Source organism: Caballeronia sp. LZ032 (assembly GCF_031451315.1).
Taxonomy (GTDB): domain Bacteria; phylum Pseudomonadota; class Gammaproteobacteria; order Burkholderiales; family Burkholderiaceae; genus Caballeronia.
The window spans coordinates 1,800,810-1,820,097 of record NZ_JARUXP010000001.1 but is presented as its reverse complement, the minus strand read 5'-3'; the positions used below and the strand labels follow the sequence as shown (position 1 = coordinate 1,820,097).

General features: G+C 64.3%; 16 protein-coding genes and 5 tRNA genes. 16 read left to right on the top strand and 5 right to left on the bottom strand.

All coding sequences use genetic code 11. The annotated features are described in order from the left end of the window. Positions 1-285 precede the first annotated feature (285 nt). The 7 genes from gltX (at position 286) to QCE69_RS08420 (ending at position 3,261) form a co-directional block, all read left to right on the top strand. Positions 286-1,695 (top strand): glutamate--tRNA ligase, encoded by a 1,410-nt coding sequence (gene gltX / locus QCE69_RS08450; protein WP_309930289.1) that lies wholly within the window; start codon positions 286-288, stop codon positions 1,693-1,695. 151 nt (positions 1,696-1,846) lie between these two features. Beyond that, positions 1,847-1,922, top strand: a tRNA-Ala gene (locus QCE69_RS08445). Positions 1,923-2,086: 164 nt separating this feature from the next. Beyond that, positions 2,087-2,162, top strand: a tRNA-Glu gene (locus tag QCE69_RS08440). Between the two features lie 69 nt (positions 2,163-2,231). Further along, positions 2,232-2,308 (top strand) — tRNA-Asp (locus tag QCE69_RS08435). Between the two features lie 83 nt (positions 2,309-2,391). Further along, a tRNA-Glu gene (locus QCE69_RS08430) sits at positions 2,392-2,467 on the top strand. Positions 2,468-2,544: 77 nt separating this feature from the next. Then, positions 2,545-2,621: transfer RNA gene (locus QCE69_RS08425), tRNA-Asp, on the top strand. Between the two features lie 175 nt (positions 2,622-2,796). Further along, positions 2,797-3,261 carry a GNAT family N-acetyltransferase gene (locus tag QCE69_RS08420; protein WP_309808616.1) on the top strand — a complete coding sequence of 155 codons (465 nt, stop codon included), beginning with the start codon at positions 2,797-2,799 and terminating at the stop codon, positions 3,259-3,261. A gap of 7 nt (positions 3,262-3,268) precedes the next feature. On the opposite strand, the gene QCE69_RS08415 is transcribed toward QCE69_RS08420, so the two are convergent. Then, positions 3,269-4,120 (bottom strand): helix-turn-helix transcriptional regulator, encoded by an 852-nt coding sequence (locus tag QCE69_RS08415; RefSeq protein WP_309916787.1) that lies wholly within the window; start codon positions 4,118-4,120, stop codon positions 3,269-3,271. A gap of 161 nt (positions 4,121-4,281) precedes the next feature. On the opposite strand from QCE69_RS08415, the gene QCE69_RS08410 reads away from it, so the two are divergent. Next, the gene (locus tag QCE69_RS08410) at positions 4,282-4,701 is read left to right on the top strand and encodes a gamma-glutamylcyclotransferase family protein (protein WP_309916784.1); all 420 of its coding nucleotides are present in this window, start codon (positions 4,282-4,284) and stop codon (positions 4,699-4,701) included. Positions 4,702-4,812: 111 nt separating this feature from the next. Here QCE69_RS08410 and QCE69_RS08405 read toward each other — a convergent pair whose 3' ends face one another. Both QCE69_RS08405 and QCE69_RS08400 read right to left on the bottom strand, forming a co-directional pair. After that, positions 4,813-5,058, bottom strand: a complete 246-nt coding sequence (locus QCE69_RS08405; protein WP_309916781.1) for a hypothetical protein — start codon at positions 5,056-5,058, stop codon at positions 4,813-4,815. Between the two features lie 316 nt (positions 5,059-5,374). Next, entirely contained in the window at positions 5,375-6,028 is a 654-nt protein-coding gene (locus tag QCE69_RS08400; protein WP_309930287.1) for a YdcF family protein, read from the bottom strand. A 337-nt stretch (positions 6,029-6,365) separates the two neighbouring features. Between QCE69_RS08400 and QCE69_RS08395 the strand changes: the two genes are divergently transcribed. Continuing rightward, positions 6,366-6,677, top strand: coding sequence for a hypothetical protein (locus tag QCE69_RS08395; protein WP_309916776.1), 312 nt, complete (start codon positions 6,366-6,368; stop codon positions 6,675-6,677). A gap of 299 nt (positions 6,678-6,976) precedes the next feature. On the opposite strand, the gene QCE69_RS08390 is transcribed toward QCE69_RS08395, so the two are convergent. Next, positions 6,977-7,234, bottom strand: coding sequence for a hypothetical protein (locus tag QCE69_RS08390; protein ID WP_309916774.1), 258 nt, complete (start codon positions 7,232-7,234; stop codon positions 6,977-6,979). Between the two features lie 248 nt (positions 7,235-7,482). After that, positions 7,483-7,884: a transposase gene (locus QCE69_RS08385; RefSeq protein ID WP_309808600.1), complete on the bottom strand. Its 402-nt coding sequence runs from the start codon at positions 7,882-7,884 to the stop codon at positions 7,483-7,485. A 428-nt stretch (positions 7,885-8,312) separates the two neighbouring features. Here QCE69_RS08385 and QCE69_RS08380 point away from each other — a divergent pair, with 428 nt between their 5' ends. The 7 genes from QCE69_RS08380 to infB all read left to right on the top strand — a co-directional run bounded on the left by QCE69_RS08380 (position 8,313) and on the right by infB (position 19,262). Next, positions 8,313-9,215: a LysR substrate-binding domain-containing protein gene (locus QCE69_RS08380; RefSeq protein ID WP_309919749.1), complete on the top strand. Its 903-nt coding sequence runs from the start codon at positions 8,313-8,315 to the stop codon at positions 9,213-9,215. A gap of 85 nt (positions 9,216-9,300) precedes the next feature. Next, the gene (locus tag QCE69_RS08375) at positions 9,301-10,536 is read left to right on the top strand and encodes a pyridoxal phosphate-dependent aminotransferase (protein WP_309930285.1); all 1,236 of its coding nucleotides are present in this window, start codon (positions 9,301-9,303) and stop codon (positions 10,534-10,536) included. A 335-nt stretch (positions 10,537-10,871) separates the two neighbouring features. Further along, on the top strand, positions 10,872-11,840 hold the full coding sequence (scpB, locus tag QCE69_RS08370) for an SMC-Scp complex subunit ScpB (protein WP_309930283.1): 969 nt from the start codon (positions 10,872-10,874) through the stop codon (positions 11,838-11,840). Between the two features lie 131 nt (positions 11,841-11,971). After that, a complete protein-coding gene (gene rluB, locus QCE69_RS08365) occupies positions 11,972-13,879 on the top strand; it encodes a 23S rRNA pseudouridine(2605) synthase RluB (protein ID WP_309930282.1) in 1,908 nt (635 codons plus the stop codon). Positions 13,880-14,238: 359 nt separating this feature from the next. After that, positions 14,239-14,697 (top strand): ribosome maturation factor RimP, encoded by a 459-nt coding sequence (rimP, locus tag QCE69_RS08360; protein ID WP_309808592.1) that lies wholly within the window; start codon positions 14,239-14,241, stop codon positions 14,695-14,697. After that, the gene (nusA, locus tag QCE69_RS08355; protein WP_309930280.1) at positions 14,694-16,169 is read left to right on the top strand and encodes a transcription termination factor NusA; all 1,476 of its coding nucleotides are present in this window, start codon (positions 14,694-14,696) and stop codon (positions 16,167-16,169) included. Before rimP ends, nusA begins: the two co-directional genes overlap by 4 nt. A 93-nt stretch (positions 16,170-16,262) precedes the next feature. Then, complete coding sequence (infB, locus tag QCE69_RS08350) at positions 16,263-19,262, top strand: translation initiation factor IF-2 (RefSeq protein ID WP_309930279.1); 3,000 nt, start codon at positions 16,263-16,265, stop codon at positions 19,260-19,262. The last annotated feature ends 26 nt before the right edge of the window (positions 19,263-19,288 follow it).

Genomic DNA, 19,288 nt, shown 5'->3' with positions numbered 1-19,288 from the left:
GGACGAATGGCGCGAGGCGTCGGGGAGGTTTCGTGGACAGGTGACGATCAGGCGCGCACATCATAAAGCAAAGGCTCGCGGGCCGACACGATGCGGCCGGCGAGTATAATTTCGGCTCATTTTGGGCGGGCTTCGCGTGCGGGTGTTTCGTGCGCCACGCCGTGCGCTGGCCGTCTCCGACGGCCGTCGCGCACGCGGCCCGCCAGATCGCATTCCGGCCTCGGCCGTGCGCCGCCCGCTCCGGGTTGGCCGCGCGGCGGCGGCGCCCTCATCGAGTACACAGCAATGACCACCCCAGTCCGCACACGCTTCGCTCCGAGCCCGACCGGCTTCATCCATCTCGGCAACATCCGTTCCGCGCTGTATCCGTGGGCGTTCGCGCGCAAGATGAAGGGCACCTTCGTGCTGCGCATCGAGGACACCGATCTCGAGCGTTCCACCGACGCCTCGGTCGACGCAATTCTCGAAGGCATGGACTGGCTCGGACTCGATTTCGACGAAGGCCCGTTCTATCAGATGCAGCGCATGGACCGTTATCGCGAGGTCGTCGCGCAGATGCTCGAGAAGGGGCTGGCGTACCACTGCTACATGTCTACGGAAGAGCTCGACGCCCTGCGCGAGCGCCAGCGCGCCGCCGGCGAAAAGCCGCGTTATGACGGCACCTGGCGTCCCGAGCCGGGCAAGGTGCTGCCGCCGGTGCCCGAAGGCGTGGAGCCGGTGGTGCGCTTCCGCAATCCGCTGACGGGCGCCGTCGCGTGGGACGACGCGGTGAAAGGCCACATCGAGATCTCGAACGAGGAACTCGACGACCTCGTGATCGCGCGTCCCGACGGCACGCCGACCTATAACTTCTGCGTGGTCGTCGACGATCTCGACATGAAGATCACGCACGTCATCCGCGGCGACGATCACGTCAACAACACGCCGCGCCAGATCAACATCCTGCGCGCGCTCGGCGGCGACACGCCGGTGTACGCGCATCTGCCGACCGTGCTGAACGAGCAGGGCGAGAAGATGAGCAAGCGTCACGGCGCGATGAGCGTGACGGGCTATCGCGACAACGGCTATCTGCCGGAAGCGGTGGTGAACTATCTCGCGCGCCTCGGCTGGTCGCATGGCGACGCGGAGATTTTCTCGCGCGAGCAGTTCGTCGAGTGGTTCGATCTCGAGCATCTCGGCAAGTCGCCCGCGCAGTACGACCACGACAAGCTCAACTGGCTCAATGCTCATTACATCAAGGAAGCCGACAACGCGCGCCTGGCGGAGTTGACCCGGCCGTTCCTGCTCGCCGGCGGCATCGATGCCGCCGCGCTCGCTGCCGGCGCGCCGCTCGATCAGGTGATCGGGCTGCTGAAGGACCGTGCATCGACGGTGAAGGAGATCGCCGATAACGCCGCGATGTTCTATCGCGAGCCGGTGATCGAACCGGACGCGTATGCGCAGCACGTGACGGATGCGGTGCGTCCGGCCATTGCCGATCTGCGCACGGCGCTCGCGGAAGTGGAATGGACCAAGGAAGCGATTGCGGCTGCGCTCAAGGCCACGCTCGGCGTACACAAGCTCAAGATGCCGCAGCTCGCAATGCCGGTGCGACTGCTGGTGGCAGGCACGACGCACACGCCGTCCATCGATGCCGTGCTGATGCTGTTCGGTCGCGATGTTGTCGTGAATCGCTTGGGAAAGGCGGCGAGTTGATGTTTCGGCGGGCCCGGCGTGCGTGGGAAAGCGTCGGGCTCCATCGATTGCGTGCAACTGCACGAGATGAGCCAAATAATTTGCGATTTGTTCGTCAGAGGGTATTTACAACTACGAAAACGCCCTATACAATCTCGTTTCTGTTCTGCAAGGGGGTATAGCTCAGCTGGGAGAGCGCTTGCATGGCATGCAAGAGGTCAGCGGTTCGATCCCGCTTACCTCCACCAAGAACAGTCAAGCAAGGTGAAGTAGGGCGAAGTTGTTCTCCAGAAACTTGGAAGTCGCAAAAAATACTTCACAAACAGCACGAAGTTGTATAGAATTTCGGTCTTCGCTGACCGGCAGAAAGTAAGTTGGCGAGACAGTAGTAAGACAGAGTCAACAAGTTTCTGTCCCCTTCGTCTAGAGGCCTAGGACATCACCCTTTCACGGTGAGTACAGGGGTTCGAATCCCCTAGGGGACGCCAGATTATCGGCGGCTGCTAGAGAGCGCTGCAGCGTTCGTCGGTGACACGGCGGATCGATAGCAAGAAAGTGGAGCGGTAGTTCAGTTGGTTAGAATACCGGCCTGTCACGCCGGGGGTCGCGGGTTCGAGCCCCGTCCGCTCCGCCAACACCTGGTTTGAATACTGCGAGCAAAAACACTCCGGCTATTGAGAGCCGGTTTTTTTTCGCCGCAGTTTGCAAGAAGTTGAAGTCCCCTTCGTCTAGAGGCCTAGGACATCACCCTTTCACGGTGAGTACAGGGGTTCGAATCCCCTAGGGGACGCCAGATTGATCGGCGGCTGCCAGAAGCGCTGCAAGGTTCGTCGATGACACGGCGGATCGGTGCGCCGATTACAAGAAAGTGGAGCGGTAGTTCAGTTGGTTAGAATACCGGCCTGTCACGCCGGGGGTCGCGGGTTCGAGTCCCGTCCGCTCCGCCAGCAGTAAAGAGAAATCCAGCCTCCGGGCTGGATTTTTTTTGCCTGCTGGATTCTGTTCATGGCCGCCTTCCGTTTCGTACTCGGCCGAATGGACGATCGCCCGTAGTAATGGCCATTGCCAGCCTGCCCGCGCTGACTTAGTGTTGAGGCACTTGTTCTCGTGCCCGCACCCGCGATGCTGGATCCCACCGAAGACCTCTCGCTGTATCAATTACGCCAGGCGACCATGGCAGACTTCGCATTCGCCGAAGCGCTCATGCACGACAACATGGCCGGCTACTATCGACGCCACAATCTCGTCTGGCGTGGCGATCTCTTTCTTTCCAGCTGGCGCGAATCCGAAAATTTCATCCTGCAGGCAGATGGCACGCCCATCGGCGTCATGCGCGTGACCGAAGAAGGTGACTCGCTGCATATTCGTGACGTGCAGATCGCACAAGGGTATCGCGGGCGCGGCGCGGGTACGTTCCTGCTCAACACGGCGCATCGCTGGGCGCGGGCGCGTGGGCTGGCCGAATGCCAGTTGCGCGTGTTCGTCGACAACCCCGCGGCTCGTCTATACCTGCGCATGGGCTATCGGCTGGCGGGGCCGCGTCTCGCGCAACTCGGCGCGATCCGTCATATGGTGCGACGCGTCTGACCAGACTTCACGCGCCGTCCGGATCGCGCGTGCTGCGATCTTCAGGGCTGTCACCGTTGTCGCGCGCGAAGAACGCACGCGGACTTTCGCCGAATGCGCGACGGAACATCGCCGAGAAGGCACTCTGGCTCTGATAGCCGAGTTCGCGCGCCACCTGCGCGAGCGGACGCCCCTGGCTCAGCAACGGAATGGCGCGTGCAAGCACGGCCTGCTGGCGCCACTGCGAAAAGCTGACGCCGAGCTCCCGCCTGAACAGCCGCGCGATGGTGCGCGGACTTGCGCCCGCCTCGGACGACCAGCGCTCCAGATCGGAATGAGACGGTTCGGCGAGCACGGCGTTGCACAGCGCGCGCAGGCGCTTTTCGTTGGGCATCGGCACCGAGAGGGGCAGGGGTTCCGAGCGGATGATCTCGTCCAGCGCGAGCGTGCCGAGCAGCCGTTCTCGCTCCGGGGAGATGGAAGCGTCATCGAGGGCGGCGATCACCTCGCGAAGCAGCGCCGACACCTCTACCACGCGGCACGCACCGAGGCCTGCCGGCACCACGCTCGCATCGACATACAGGGTGCGCAGATAGGCATCCTCGACGATCACCACTTCGTGCGTGACATTCGGCGGCACCCAGATGGCGCGGGAAGGCGGCACCATCCAGGTCGAATCGACGGTCGCGACGCGCAACACGCCACGCGACGTGTAGGCGACCTGCGCCCACGGATGCGTGTGCAGGGCGATACGTACGCCATAGGGCACGGGTCTGGAGCGTACGCGAATCGGATGGGCGAGCGTGGGCGCATGCTCGGGCGGGATGTCGAGATGCTCGACTTCCTCGTCCGACGATGCCGCTTCGACCAGGTTGATCATGTGTGCCCGATGAATGGAGATACAGGTTGGCCGCGCGCCGACACGCAGCCATCAGCCGACGATGTTAGCCGAAAGCAGCCTTGTTTGGCCCGGCTCGCAGGCGCACGTGGCGGGCGCATAATTCGCCATCGATGAATTCAACGACAGGAGCGGCATTCCCGATGCAATACGTTTTCGTGTACGGCACGCTGCGCGCGGGCGAGGCGAACGATATCAACCAGGCGGCCGAACGGCACGGCATTGCGGCTCCCCAATGTCTGGGCCGGGCGCACGTTCATGGGGAGCTTTTCGATTTTGGCGCCTACCCGGGCCTCGTGATCGATGACGAGGGACAACCGGTTCACGGCGATGTGTATCGCATCGAAGATGCGCTCGTGCCGGTGCTGGATGAGATCGAGGAAGTCTATCCGGGCGTGGAAGGACTGTTCCGGGCGCACCGGCTGAATGTAGAGGTGGAACTGGATGGTCGTCGAGACCGGCTCGACTGCATGATCTATCCCGTCACGGCGCAGGCGGTAGCGGGTCTGTCGCGCATCGAGAGCGGCGACTGGGTCACCCATCGCGCCAGCCGGGTCAAGTAAGCGCTATGCCAAATGCAGGAAGCGCTGCTGCATGAGTCCGCGCCGCCTTTGACGCGACATCGCATCAAAGGCGGCGTGAATGGCCCCGAAGCGAAAAGGGCGGTTCGATCGTTACTGGCTCGAGCCGCTCATCGGCTTGCTGTGTGACTTCTTGTGATGCATCGACTTGTGTGACGACGATTGCGAATGCATGTTTTGCATGTTGTCCTGCTGCGACTGCAGGTTTTGCGCACGCGTTTCGATGTCGGAAATCTTGGCGGGATCGGTGCTCATGGTCACGCCTTGATCGCTCTGCGCATAAGCGCCTGTCGCGATTGCACTGAGGGACAACAGAACAGCCAGGGACACTTTCTTCATTGTTACCTCCTAGTAGGTGTTGAACCCGGGAATCGCCTGTCCGATCCGGTGGAAAAACGCTTTGGGTGTGAGCAATAAACGCTCCCGCGCCGGCAACCGACCTTCTTGAAGCCGAGTGTCCGCGATCCGGACCTTCCTATGATAGGCGCGGAACAGGACAGACGTGTCGGGCAATGTCCGGCGCCAATCCAGCGCCTTGCCAGTTTTGACCGTTGAAAATCATATCGGCGGATTGTTTCAGTTGCTAGTACTGATCAATCGATACGGCCGATCATCCGCGCTTTTCAGACGATTCGTCCGATTTCGCGACGTCGGTTCAATACAGGTGCAGCCACCGATACACCCCGAAGCGCGCCAGCCCGACGAGTTCGTGCAGCGCGATCTCGCTCGTCTCGAAGCTTCCGAGACGCGGCAGGAGCGTGACGTGGCCGTGCCGGGCACTGGACACGTAGGGCTGGGGATCGAAGCCGAATGCCTGAAACGCGCGGAGCGAACGCCGCATGTGATAGGCGGAGGTTACGATGATCAAACGATTGTCATGTGCGCGGCCCACAATGGCAGCGACATTGCGGGCGTTCTGCCAGGTATTGAGACTTTGGTTCTCACGCACCAGATCATCGGGCTGGACGCCTTGGGCGAGCACATAGGGCGCGTAGTTGTCGGCTTCGGCCTGGCCGTGATGTTCGGGATCCCCGCCGCTCACAATCACCTTGCACGATCGCGCCGCTTCCCGGCATTCACGGTACAGCGCGGCTGTCGCCGCAATGCGCTGCATCGAGTCGGGCTTGGGCACGAGCCCCGTGTCGCTGCGATCGGTTCCGCCGCCCATCAGCACGATGATCGTGTCCGGAGCGAAGTCAGGCGCGGCCGTGCGGGTGTAGCCGCGCTGCGCCACCGCGAGCAGCGGCGCGGCGAACCAGCCCGCTCCGATGCCCCATGCCAGCGCCGCCGTGACGATTACGATCTGCACGCGACGGCGTCGCCATAGCGCGAATGATGCAAAAAAAAGCAGGAATAAAGTGAATAGAACCAATTTGATTGGGGTAACGTATTGGTTTTAAGACAAATCGTTTCGTCATCGCGCACAACCGGGCGCATCGGCGGGTTGGCAGCAAAGCGTGTGATCAGCGCGCTCTCATCGGGGGCTTGTAATAGAAAGCAGCACCTAACGCAAGCGGCGGCCAAACATTCGGCTGCGAGTCGACTTGCTCGCAAACGAGATTCGGCGCGCCGCGTTTAGTCGACGTCGCGGACCGTCTTGCGACCGTCACGAGCGTCGTCATGGCTGCATAGGAAGAAAGAACGAGATGACCACGTATTCCAACGAAGCCGTACTCGAAGCACTTCGCCGAGCGCAGTATCGTCAGGTTCCCTGGGCGAAACGCCCCAATGTCTTCGATCTCCTGCGCGCGCTCGGCCTGCTGGAATTGACCCGTCAGCGCACCGTCGCGCCCGCGCCAGGCTTTCATGCCCCGGTCGACATCGCTGTCGTGACCGAGCGGGGAAAAAACGAATTCTCGAGACTTTCGCGCAATGAGCGCTCCACCGACTGGGACCTGCGCCGCACGGAACGCTACACGTTCGGCGGGCAGGAAACGCTGGCGGAGGCGAAGGTCTAGTCAGCAGGACAGCGCTTTCGTCGTCCTGCTTCGGGCGGCAAGCGATCGGCGAAGGCCGAGGGAGAGGCTTCGCCTGTTCACCTGTACGGGCCGGATGAACCCGCTGGAGTGCGGCGCTTCCGCCGGAGCCGCAGCCAAAAAAAACCCGTATCACGAGGATACGGGCATTCCGGATCTCACTGTTGCCACGCTACGTGCACGGCAAAACCTGTGACTGTCGCTGACGAGCGGGATTTCTTCTCGTCGTCTCTCCGCGCGAACGCAGCCGCGTCGCGCTCGCACCTGATGAAATCTGGAGCTCAGTGATGCTGCGGCCGTCCGTCGCGCTCGGCATCGGGGCGTGCGCGCACGTTGCTGGCGATATCGCCGCGCAGGTCGCCACGGGGCGCCGGAGGCGTTACGCCGCGTGTGCGCGGACCGCCCTGCGGTGCTTCCATGGCTGCCTTGGTGCTGACATGAAAATCGGACGCGGCAGGCGGCGGCTGAGCCTGGCTCATCGCCGTCGTGCTCATCAGCGCAACCAGCGCGCCGTGGACGAGCAGAGTCGATGCTTTCATGGCGAAATCCCTCCAAGCCCGCGTGGGGCTGGTTCGATCATTCACCAAGTTAAGCGTCGGACCGCTTCCGCGCTGTAAGGAATAGTAAAGAGTTGTTTCGCTCCACGTGCGCGCCGACGACGTCTGCTAGCGTACAGAGCCGCACGGGTAAACCGATGGAGAGAACAGACAGGGCGCAAGGCAAGCTTGCGCAGCAGGACGATGATGCATCGAGGCCGTCTGACGACGGCCTCGGCAAGGCACGATGGTCAGGCCATCTTTGCCGGCGCGCGCCACGATTCCGGGTTGGTCCAAAACGCGCCGCGCAGGCGGTCGCGGCTCGGCGGCGTAGGCGGCTTGGCGGCGCTCGAACCGATGCGGCCACGCAGCGACACTTCGCGGCCATTGCCCGCAAGGCGCTTGACGATCTCGGCCAGCGTGCCGTCTGCTTGCCACTCGTCGAAGCGTCGACGGCAGGTCGGCGGGGAAGGGTACCGGCCGGGCAGTTTCGACCAGCCTTCGCCTGTCGAAAGCACCCACAACACGGCATTGACCACCGCACGCGCTTCGACGCGCGGACGGCCGCGCCGCTCGCTACGCGCCGGTTCGGCACAGAACAACGCCTCAACCAGCGCCCACTCGTTATCTCTCAAATCGTCGAACAGCACCATATCTCACCTCAGCGAAGCTAACCCCGGTGCGCTGCCCCGCGCCGCGCACTCTGGTCGGAATCCGATGAACGAATACCCAGGAAAGGCCGGAGCGGATGACGGTGAACAATCATTTCGTGCTTCCGTGTAACGACTCCGACCTCTGTGCGCAATGAAATGCGAGAACCGTGCCATGCGTGTCGCGAAATCCGGGAAACCCGCATGGCAGTTGGCTGACGCGATGTCAGCATGGCCCGTATCAGACCCGAAATGAACCAATTAAGAAATCGGGACAATCACCAATCCAGTGCAATAGGCCCATCCGGCGTGCGTTTCCAGAATATGCTGCACCGCAGCGAAACGTACGTTCGCGCAAGCATTCAGCCTGCTCAGACCTATAATTCCGACTTAAACGACAATATTGATGAGCGAACGGAATGAACGCGCCCTTGAACGTGACGCTGCGGCAGCTGCGTGTCTTCATCGAGGTCTCGCGGCTGCGCAGCTTCAGTCGCGCGGGCGATGAAATCGGCCTCACGCAGTCGGCCGTCAGCCGCTGTGTGCGGGAACTGGAAGGCGAGATCGGTTTCAAGCTGATCGACCGCACGACGCGCGAAGTGCAGTTGACCGATGTCGGCCTGAACCTCGTCGGTACAGTGTCGCGGCTGCTCGCGGATCTGGACGAGGCGCTGCGCGAAGTCCGCGACCTGGGGCAACAGCGCCGCGGGCGGGTGATCGTCGCGGCGAGTCCGACGATCGCGTGCCGGCTGATGCCGCGCGTCGTCGCCTCGTGCCTGACGCAGTTCCCGCTGATCTCGCTCGGCCTGCGCGACGACGTCCAGTCCGACGTCCTGCGCAAGGTCAAATCGGGCGAGGTGGATTTCGGCGTCGTGATCGGCCCGTTTGCGTCGGATGACCTGTACGGCGAACCCGTCATGACCGATTCGTTCTGTCTTGTGGCGCGGCGCGATCATCCGCTCGGCCGCCAGGACGCCGTGCCATGGGAAAAGCTCGCCGGCGAGCGCCTCGTGATGCTCGATTACGCCTCCGGCAGCCGGCCGCTCATCGATGCCGTCATGCGCGAGCACGGCGTCGACGCGCAGGTCGTGCAGGAGCTGGGGCATTCGGCGACGGTGTTCGGGCTCGTCGAGGCGGGCGTCGGCGTGAGCGTGCTGCCGTGGCTCGCGCTGCCGTTGCCGGCGGAGTCGTCGCTGGTGGCGTTGCCGCTCGAACCGCGCGCGGAGCGCACAGTGGAACTGGTGCGCAGGCGCGATCGTTCGCTGTCGCCGGCGGCTGAATCGGTCTGGTCGCTGATCGCTTCGCTGCCGCGGCGCGCGGAAGATCTGATTTGAACGGGCTTGAACCGGTGCGCGCCGCTAAACCGGCAGGCGCGCGTTAGACTTGATTTCCTGAATTGACAACGCAACGGGGCGGGTAATGAGTGAATCGGAAGGAGCAGTGATCAGCGAACTGAGTCAACTCGGCGGCGCGCACGGGTTCGGTGCGCCGAATGCCCGAGATGCCGTGCGGGCGCTGCGCCCGTCGCAGATCCGTGAAGTGGCGAACGCGGGATTCGGCGTCGCGAACGTGCTGCCGTTCTGGTTTGGCGAATCCGACCGCGTGACGCCGCCCTTCATTCGCGACGCCGCCAGCCGCGCGCTCGCCGACGGCGACACCTTCTATACGCACAATCTCGGCATCGCGCCGCTGCGCGAGGCGCTCGCTGCTTACGTGAGCGGACTGCACGGCGCAACCTCGGCGGATCACGTCGCCGTGACGAGCGCCGGCGTGAACGCGCTGATGCTCGCGGCCCAGCTGGTGGTCGGCGCGGGCGATCGCGTGGTTGCGGTGACGCCGCTGTGGCCGAATCTCGTCGAGATTCCGAAAATTCTGGGCGCGAGCGTCGAAACGGTGTCGCTGAGCTACGGCGCACATGGCTGGACGCTCGATCTCGACCGCTTGCTGGCTGCGCTCACGCCGGACACGCGCATGCTGATGATCAACTCGCCCAACAACCCCACCGGCTGGACCATGAGCCGCGACGACCAGCGCGCCGTCCTGGCACATTGCCGGCGCCATGGCATCTGGATCGTCGCGGACGAGGTCTACGAGCGTCTCTATTACGGCGATGACGGCGGCGCCGCGCCTTCCTTCCTCGATCTCGCTGCGCGCGACGAGCGCGTGATCGCGGTGAATTCCTTTTCGAAGGCGTGGCTCATGACCGGCTGGCGCCTGGGCTGGCTCGTCGCGCCCACCCAGCTGATGGACGATCTCGGCAAGCTGGTGGAATACAACACGTCGTGCGCGCCGTCGTTCGTGCAGAGAGCGGGCGTGGTCGCCGTCGCGGAGGGCGAGCGCTTCACGCAGTCGCTCGTCGCCGATCTGCGCGCGAGCCGTGATCACCTTGTGAGCGCGTTGCAGGGCATCGAAGGCGTCGACGTGCGCGCGCCCGACGGTGCGATGTACCTGTTCTTCTCGCTCCCGGGCGCGGCGCACAGCCTCGACCTGTGCAAGTCGCTGGTGCGCGACGCCGGACTCGGTCTCGCGCCGGGCAGTGCGTTCGGCGCAGAGGGCGAAGGTTTCGTGCGCTGGTGCTACGCCTGCGATCCGGCGCGCCTCGATGCGGGCGTCGAGCGTCTGCGGCGCTTCCTGGCGGCGCGCGGCGCGGCGTAGGCGCCGTCGAGTGAGTTTCGGCCGCGATGCTGCTTCACCTTTACGCCCCGGTTCTTTTTGCGTAATATGGCGCTCAGTCACGCGCTTTCGTCTTGGAAAGCGCCACCTCGACCGGCTGGACTGGCCCGGCGCTCGCTCACCGAACGCCCAATGCTGCCTCTCCCCGGTGCGTGCTCCCAATCAATATGACCGGTTCCGATCGGGCGAGAAATCGGGCGAGCGCGTCTTGAAATTCCGCGTACAGCTTTATCGTTCGCACCGCTCCGGTGGCGTTCGAATCTGCTCAAGCTCGCTTTGAATCGAATCATTGACCATACAGGGTTGACCCAAGCTGCATGAATACCCAAGAGGCGAAGATCGTCCTCGAGACTGCCCTGATTTGCGCGCAGGAACCGCTGAGGCTGCATGATTTGCGCAAGCTGTTCGCCGACGACATCTCGGCGGACACCGTGCGCACCTTGCTCGAAGCGCTTCAGGCCGACTGGTCGGGCCGTGGCGTGGAACTCGTGGCGCTTGCTTCGGGCTGGCGTTTTCAGAGCAAGCCGGCGATGCGGAGTTATCTCGACCGCCTGCATCCTGAAAAGCCGCCCAAGTATTCCCGCGCGGTTCTCGAAACGCTCGCGATCATTGCCTATCGGCAGCCGGTGACGCGGGGCGATATCGAAGAGATTCGGGGCGTGACGGTGAACACGCAGGTCGTAAAGCAACTGGAAGATCGCAGCTGGATCGAAGTCATTGGTCATCGGGATGTGCCGGGACGTCCGGCGCTGTATGCCACGACCAAGCAGTTTCTCGACGACCTCGGCCTGAGCGCGCTCGACGAACTGCCGGCACTGGATAATCCATCGGCGCAATTCGAAGCGTCGCTGCTCGCGCAGCATTCGATCGAATTCCCCGAAAGCGTGGCCGTGGATGCGCCCGCTGCCGGGGAACATCAACCTGAGGCGCCGGTCAACGCCGATAAGCCGCTCGACGCGGCAAGCGGGTCCGCCGCGCCGGAAGAGGAATCGCAGGGGCCCGGCGCGGTCGTCGATGGACGACAGGGCGAGCAAGACGAAGGACACGCGGCACACGACGAACCCGTCGGGCAGGGTACGGAACCTGCGTCGGCCGCAGCGGAGGACATCGACCCCATTCGGGCGGTCCCCGCCGAGCTTCACCCGCAGCAATTGAATACCGCGCAGGACGCGCACACCGCGCCGGCTCTGACTCCGGCGCCGCGCGACGACGCGCAAGACACGGGTCCAGTGTTCGAAGACGAACTGGACGACGACTCCGAAGAACCGAAGGCGCGCCGCGCCTGACGCAAAGACGCATGGCCCCTGTTCCGGAACCCGGCTCTCCATAAAGAACATTTCGAGACGACCAGCCGGACCGATCAGCGGATTTTTTGTCGCGCCCGCGATGGGCGCGCAATTCGACATTTGAGGTTGTTTTGACACACTCCCACGACAGCGATTCGCCTGAATCCGCACGCCGCGTGCATGACGCGGATGCACCCGAGTCGGCCGATGCCGGCGAACGCACGCGCAGCGACGAGAATGGCGAGGGCGACGATCGTCCGCGCCGCGGTCTGCGCCGCGGGCCGCGCAGCCTGATCGCGCGGCGTCGCGCTGTCGCCAAGACGAAGGGCGGCGAAGCGTCGCCGGACGCGCCGGCCGCCGTGACCGAGACGCCGCCGGACGGCGTCGTGGCAGCCCAGGTGCGTACGCCGCGCAAGGATCCGAACGCCAAGGGCCCGCGCAAGGAAGGCGCAAAGCCGCGCGGTCGCAAGAACCCGCGTGCAGAAGCGGGCGAGGCCAGCGGCGAAGCGCCGGTCGAGGCCGCGAACACCACCGGCCAGGCCGCCGCGCCGGCCCAGCCCGCCCGCGAAGGCGCGCGCCGCAAGCAGGCCCAGCCGCAGCAGAAGCGCGGCAAGCGCAATGACGGCGGCCCCGCGACGGTGGAAAGCGCCGCGGCCGCAGCGGTCGACGATGTCTTCGCCTACGTGACCTCGCCGGCCTTCGACGCCGACAACACCGGCGGCGTCCGCGCACCGATGCTGCGTCGCGGCCGCGCGGTCCAGCAGCAGAAGCGCGTGCTGGAGCCGGACGACGACGCGCCGAAGCTGCACAAGGTGCTCGCCGACGCGGGCATGGGTTCGCGTCGCGACATGGAAGAGCTGATCATCGCGGGGCGCGTGTCGGTGAACGGCGAGCCGGCGCACATCGGCCAGCGCATCATGCCGACCGATCAGGTGCGCATCAACGGCAAGCCGGTCCGCCGCAAGCTCGCCAGCAAGCCGCCGCGCATCCTGCTGTACCACAAGCCGACCGGCGAGATCGTCAGCCATGCGGACCCGGAAGGCCGTCCGTCCGTCTTCGACAAGCTGCCGTCGATGAAGACGGCCAAGTGGCTCGCTGTCGGCCGTCTCGACTTTAATACCGAGGGCCTGCTGCTGCTCACAACCTCCGGCGATCTGGCGAACCGCTTCATGCATCCGCGCTATAGCGTCGAACGCGAATACGCGGTGCGGGTGGTCGGGCAGCTGTCGGAAGGGATGAAGCAGAAGCTCCTCAAGGGCGTCGAACTCGACGATGGCCCCGCCAACTTCCTGCGCATCCAGGACGGCGGCGGCGAGGGCACGAATCACTGGTACCACGTTGCGCTGGCGGAAGGTCGCAATCGCGAAGTGCGCCGCATGTTCGAGGCCGCAGGCCTGATGGTCAGCCGCCTGATCCGTACGCGTCACGGCCCGATCGCACTGCCGCGCGGTCTCAAGCGCGGCCGCTGGGAAGAGCTCGAGGACAATCAGGTGCGCACCCTGATGGCGTCGGTCGGACTGAAGCTGCCGACGGAGGACAAGGGCGGACGCCAGTCCGCGCCGCGCGTGCAGCCCGACCCGATGCAGACGTCGATGGGCTTCATCACGCGCGAACCGGTGCTGAGCTCGCATTCGCGGATGACGCAGCAGACCACGCCGGGTCGTGGCGGCCGCCGCGGACAGCCGGGCGGCATGGCCAGCAGCTTCGGCCTCGGCGGCATGGGCGGACTCGGCGGCAATACGGGCAACGCGGGCAACATGGGCAACGGCGGCGGCGCAGGCCGTCGTGGCGGCCGGGAGCCGAACGGCAATCGCATCGGCCAGGAGCCGAACGGCAATCGCACCAATGGCGGCGGCCGGCCGGGGCAGCGCGGCGCGCGTCCGCAAGGCAATACGCAGGGTGTGGCCGGCGCCGGCAAGCGTCCGGGCAACAACGCACCGCGCGGCAATCGCTCGGGTGGCGGTGGTCAGCCGGCCGGCGGGCAGGGCAAGCCAGGTGGCGCGAATCGCGGTGCGCGCAATCGCTCGCGCGGGCGTTAAGACGCGGAGCGAGGGCGGGAGCGAGCAAGCGCCAGCCCGCCTTCGTTCTCGCGCGCAGCGACGGCAAACGGCCTTGCAGCACCGGGGTCAGACGCGTTGAAAGCGGCATCAACAGGGCTTCAACGGGCCTGAAAGCGTGCTGTACGTTTGCGTTCGTCGCGAAAAACGGCTAAAATTACGAAGTCGCTGGGCACGTAGTTTTTCTGCTGCCCGGGTGCGACCTGGTTGAAAAAGATGGGCATTGGCCCATTTTTTTTTGGCTTTTCGGTTCGGCATCTCGGGAGCAGGGGTGCGCGCCCGCATGTAGGCGCTGCCCGCGGGTGTTTCGGCGTGGAGCGCGCGAACACCTTGGAGTTACTGTGCAACTGACGGAATTGATAGAAACCACGGTCTCGGGCCTCGGCTACGAGCTTGTCGATCTCGAGCGGTCGGGAGGCGGGTTGCTGTGTGTGTATATCGACCAGCCGGCCGGTATCGCCATCGAAGACTGTGAGAAGGTCACGCGCCAGCTCCAATATTTGTTCGAAGTCGAGAACATCGACTACGGCCGGCTCGAAGTCTCGTCGCCGGGCCTCGATCGGCCGCTCAAGAAGCTGGCCGATTTCGAGCGCTTCGCGGGAAGCGAAGTCGCCATCACGTTGAAAAAACCGCTGGACGGGCGCAAGTCGTTCCGTGGCATCTTGCACGCCCCCGAAGGCGAAACGATCGGATTGGAATTTGAAGGGAAGGACGGCGCCGCGATGCTGGATTTCACGCTCGCGGACCTCGATCGCGCACGTCTCGTCCCCAAGGTTGACTTTAGGAGCCGCAAACAATGAGTCGCGAAGTATTGATGCTGGCGGATGCGCTGGCACGCGAAAAGAACGTCAACAAGGACGTCGTGTACGCAGCGCTGGAAGCTGCGCTTGCTTCTGCTACGAAAAAGCTCTTCGAAGAAGACGTGGACATCCGCGTCGCGATCGACCGCGAAAGCGGCGAGCACGAAACCTTCCGCCGCTGGCGCGTGGTGCCGGACGAAGCCGGTCTGCAGGAGCCGGATCAGGAAATCCTGCTGTTCGAAGCGAAGGAACAGCAGGCCGACGCGGAAGTCGACGACTTCATCGAAGAGCCGATTCCCTCCATCGAATTCGGCCGCATCGGCGCGCAGGCCGCCAAGCAGGTCATCCTGCAGAAGGTGCGCGACGCCGAACGCGAGCAGATCCTGAACGACTTCCTCGAGCGCGGCGAAAAGATCATGACCGGCTCGGTGAAGCGCCTGGACAAGGGCAACTTCATCGTCGAATCGGGCCGTGTCGAGGCGCTGCTGCGCCGCGACCAGCTCATCCCGAAGGAAAACCTGCGCGTGGGCGACCGCGTGCGCGCCTATATCGCGAAGGTCGACCGCACCGCGCGCGGCCCGCAGATCGAACTCTCGCGCACCGCGCCCGAGTTCCTGATGAAGCTGTTCGAACTCGAAGTGCCGGAAATCGAACAAGGCCTGCTGGAAATCAAGGCGGCTGCGCGCGATCCCGGCGTGCGTGCGAAAATCGGCGTGATCGCCTACGACAAGCGCATCGATCCCATCGGTACCTGCGTCGGCATCCGCGGTTCGCGCGTGCAGGCCGTGCGCAATGAGCTCGGTGGCGAGAACGTCGACATCGTGCTATGGTCGGAAGATCCCGCGCAGTTCGTGATCGGCGCTCTCGCGCCGGCAGCCGTCCAGTCCATCGTCGTCGATGAAGAAAAGCACTCTATGGACGTCGTCGTGGACGAGAACGAGCTCGCCGTCGCCATCGGCCGCGCAGGCCAGAACGTGAGACTCGCAAGCGAACTCACCGGCTGGCAGATCAACATCATGACGCCGGACGAATCGGCGTTGAAGCAGAACGAAGAGCGTGGCAAGTTGCGCGACCTGTTCATGGCGCGTCTGGATGTGGACGAGGAAGTCGCCGACATCCTGATCGACGAAGGCTTCACGAGCCTTGAAGAAATTGCGTACGTGCCGCTCAACGAAATGCTCGAAATCGAAGCCTTCGACGAAGACACCGTGCACGAGCTGCGCAACCGCTCGCGCGATGCGCTGCTGACCATGGCCATCGCCAATGAAGAGAAGGTGGAAGGCGTCGCGCTCGACCTGAAGAGTCTCGAAGGCATGGACAACGAGCTGCTCGCGAAACTCGCCGAGCATCAGGTTCAGACCCGCGACGACCTCGCGGAACTGGCAGTCGACGAACTGGTTGAAATGACCGGTATGGAAGAGGATGCCGCTAAGGCGTTGATCATGAAAGCACGTGAACACTGGTTCCAGTGAGAAATGACCATGGCGCACTGATATTTGGCGGCCTGTCTGGCCGCGTGACCCCGATCTAACCGCAAGGATCTGTCCTTGCATCAAGAGGAATGAATGGCGAGTAACAACGTAGCCCAATTTGCCGCGGAACTAAAAATGCCTGCAGGCGTACTGCTGGAACAACTGCAGGCGGCTGGCGTACAGAAAGCGAGCGCGAACGACGATCTCTCCGAGACGGACAAGGCGCGCCTGCTCGATCATTTGCGCAAGTCGCACGGTTCCGCCGATGCCGACAAACGCAAGATCACTCTGACCCGCCGGCATACGTCGGAGATCAAGCAATCCGACGCAACGGGTAAGGCTCGCACCATTCAGGTCGAGGTGCGCAAGAAGCGTGTGTTCGTGAAGCGCGATGAGCCCGGCATGGAGCAGGGCGAAGCGGCGTCGAATCACGTCGAGGAACCCGAGGTCGACGAAGCCGAACTGCAGCGGCGCGAGGAAGAAGCGCGCCACGCCGCCGAGCAGCTCGAGCGCGAAGAGCGCGAGCTGAAGGAGCGTCAGGCGAAGCTCGAGCAGGAAGAGTCCGAGCGCCGTGCCCGCGAGGAAGCGGCGGAAGCCGAACGTCGCAAGCAGGAAGAGGAAGCGGCGCGCCGTGCGGCGGCTGCGGCCCAGGCGGCGGAAATCTCCCGTGCAGCGCAGACCGCGCGTCAGGAAGCCCGCGAGGAAGCGCGTGAAGAAGCGCGCGCCCAGGCAACGGCCGAGGCCAAGCAGAACGAAGACGCGCAGCGTGAAGCCGCGGAAAAGGCTGCCGAAGAAAAGGCCGCCAGCGAACGCGCCGCGCAACGCGAAGCCGCCAAGAAGGCGGAAGAAGACGCACGTGCTGCGTCGGAAAAGGCGCGCCTCGAGCAGGAAGCCATCGCGAAGCGTCGTGCGGCGGCCGAAGCCGAAGCGCGCGCCATCCGCGAAATGATGAACACGCCGCGCAAGGCGCAGGTGAAGGCGCCGGAACCGGCGCCCGCCGCGAAGCCGGCCGAAGCGGCGAAGGCCGCCGAGGCCAAGGGCACGCTGCACAAGCCGGCCAAGCCGGAAGGTGCGCAAGCGGCCCGTCCGGCAGTGGCCAAGCGCCCGGCGCCCGGCGCCACGGCGGCGCCCGCATCCACGGCGCCCGCAGGCGCCGGCGACAAGAAGAAGGCCGGAGGCAAGGGCGGCTGGCAGGACGACGCATCGAAGCGCCGCGGCATCAAGACGCGCGGCGACAGCAGCGGCGGTGTCGATCGCGGCTGGCGCGGCGGTCCGAAGGGTCGCGGCAAGCATCAGGACCAGAACACGTCGTTCCAGGCGCCGACCGAGCCCATCGTGCGTGAAGTGCACGTGCCGGAAACCATCTCGGTGGCGGATCTCGCCCACAAGATGTCGGTGAAGGCTTCGGAAGTCATCAAGGTGATGATGAAGCTCGGCCAGATGGTCACGATCAACCAGGTGCTGGACCAGGAAACGGCGATGATCGTCGTCGAGGAACTGGGCCATCGCGCGGTCGCGGCGAAGCTGGACGACCCGGAAGCGCTGCTGATCGAAGGCGAAGCCACGGAAGACACGGCCGAGAAGCTGCCGCGTCCGCCGGTCGTCACGGTCATGGGTCACGTCGATCACGGCAAGACCTCGCTGCTGGACTACATTCGTCGCGCGAAAGTGGCGGCGGGCGAAGCGGGCGGCATCACGCAGCATATCGGCGCCTATCACGTCGACACGCCGCGTGGCGTCATCACCTTCCTCGACACGCCGGGTCACGAGGCCTTCACGGCCATGCGTGCGCGCGGTGCGAAGGCAACCGACATCGTCATCCTGGTGGTTGCCGCCGATGACGGCGTGATGCCGCAGACGAAGGAAGCCATCGCTCACGCGAAGGCGGGCGGCGTGCCGATCGTCGTCGCAATCAACAAGATCGACAAGCCGGATGCCAACCCGGACCGCGTGAAGCAGGAACTCGTCGCGGAAGGCGTGGTGCCGGAAGAGTACGGTGGCGATTCGCCGTTCCTCGAAGTGTCGGCGAAGACCGGCAAGGGCATCGACGATCTGCTGGAAAACGTCTCGCTGCAAGCCGAAGTGATGGAACTCACCGCGCCGGTGGAAGCCGCCGCCAAGGGTCTCGTCATCGAAGCGAAGCTGGACAAGGGCAAGGGCGCGGTCGCGACCATCCTCGTGCAGTCGGGCACGCTGAACCGCGGCGACGTGGTGCTGGCCGGCAGTGCATACGGCCGCGTGCGCGCCATGCTGGACGAAACCGGCAAGCCCACGAAGTCGGCGGGTCCGTCGATCCCGGTGGAAATCCAGGGTCTGTCGGAAGTGCCGGCGGCGGGCGAGGAAGTCATCGTGTTGCCGGACGAGCGCAAGGCGCGCGAAATCGCGCTGTTCCGTCAAGGCAAGTTCCGCGACGTCAAGCTGGCCAAGCAGCAGGCCGCCAAGCTCGAGAACATGCTCGAGCAAATGGGCGAAGGCGAAGTGCAGAACCTGCCGCTCATCGTCAAGGCGGACGTGCAGGGCTCGCAGGAAGCGCTGGTGCAGTCGCTGCTCAAGCTCTCGACCAGCGAAGTGCGCGTGCAGATCGTGCACAGCGCCGTCGGCGCGATCAGCGAGTCGGACGTCAACCTGGCCACGGCTTCGAAGGCGGTCATCATCGGCTTCAACACGCGTGCAGATGCTCAGGCGCGCAAGGTGGCCGAGGCGAACGGCATCGACATCCGCTACTACAACATCATCTATGACGCAGTGGATGAGGTGAAGGCGGCAATGTCCGGCATGCTCGCGCCGGAGAAGCGCGAGACGGTGACGGGCATGGTCGAGGTGCGCCAGGTGATCCGCGTGCCGAAGGTCGGCCTGATCGCGGGTTGTATGGTCACGGACGGCGTGGTCAAGCGTTCCTCGTCGGTGCGCGTGATCCGCAACAACGTCGTGATCCATACCGGCGAGCTGGATTCGCTCAAGCGCTTCAAGGACGACGTCAAGGAAGTGCGTCAGGGCTTCGAGTGCGGTATGTCGATCAAGAACTTCAGCGATATCGTCGAAGGCGATCAGTTCGAAGTCTTCGAAGTGACCGAAGTGGCACGTACGCTGTAATGCGCTGAGCCGCTGGATAGAGGGCG

Coding starts and splice junctions, on each gene's coding strand:
- QCE69_RS08395 (WP_309916776.1), top strand. CDS start 6,366: ATGACCACGTATTCCAACGAAGCCGTACTCGAAGCACTTCGCCGAGCG.
- nusA (WP_309930280.1), top strand. CDS start 14,694: ATGAGTCGCGAAGTATTGATGCTGGCGGATGCGCTGGCACGCGAAAAG.
- QCE69_RS08415 (WP_309916787.1), bottom strand. CDS start 4,120: ATGATCAACCTGGTCGAAGCGGCATCGTCGGACGAGGAAGTCGAGCAT.
- QCE69_RS08405 (WP_309916781.1), bottom strand. CDS start 5,058: ATGAAGAAAGTGTCCCTGGCTGTTCTGTTGTCCCTCAGTGCAATCGCG.
- QCE69_RS08385 (WP_309808600.1), bottom strand. CDS start 7,884: ATGGTGCTGTTCGACGATTTGAGAGATAACGAGTGGGCGCTGGTTGAG.
- QCE69_RS08375 (WP_309930285.1), top strand. CDS start 9,301: ATGAGTGAATCGGAAGGAGCAGTGATCAGCGAACTGAGTCAACTCGGC.
- QCE69_RS08420 (WP_309808616.1), top strand. CDS start 2,797: ATGCTGGATCCCACCGAAGACCTCTCGCTGTATCAATTACGCCAGGCG.
- QCE69_RS08410 (WP_309916784.1), top strand. CDS start 4,282: ATGCAATACGTTTTCGTGTACGGCACGCTGCGCGCGGGCGAGGCGAAC.
- QCE69_RS08390 (WP_309916774.1), bottom strand. CDS start 7,234: ATGAAAGCATCGACTCTGCTCGTCCACGGCGCGCTGGTTGCGCTGATG.
- gltX (WP_309930289.1), top strand. CDS start 286: ATGACCACCCCAGTCCGCACACGCTTCGCTCCGAGCCCGACCGGCTTC.
- infB (WP_309930279.1), top strand. CDS start 16,263: ATGGCGAGTAACAACGTAGCCCAATTTGCCGCGGAACTAAAAATGCCT.
- scpB (WP_309930283.1), top strand. CDS start 10,872: ATGAATACCCAAGAGGCGAAGATCGTCCTCGAGACTGCCCTGATTTGC.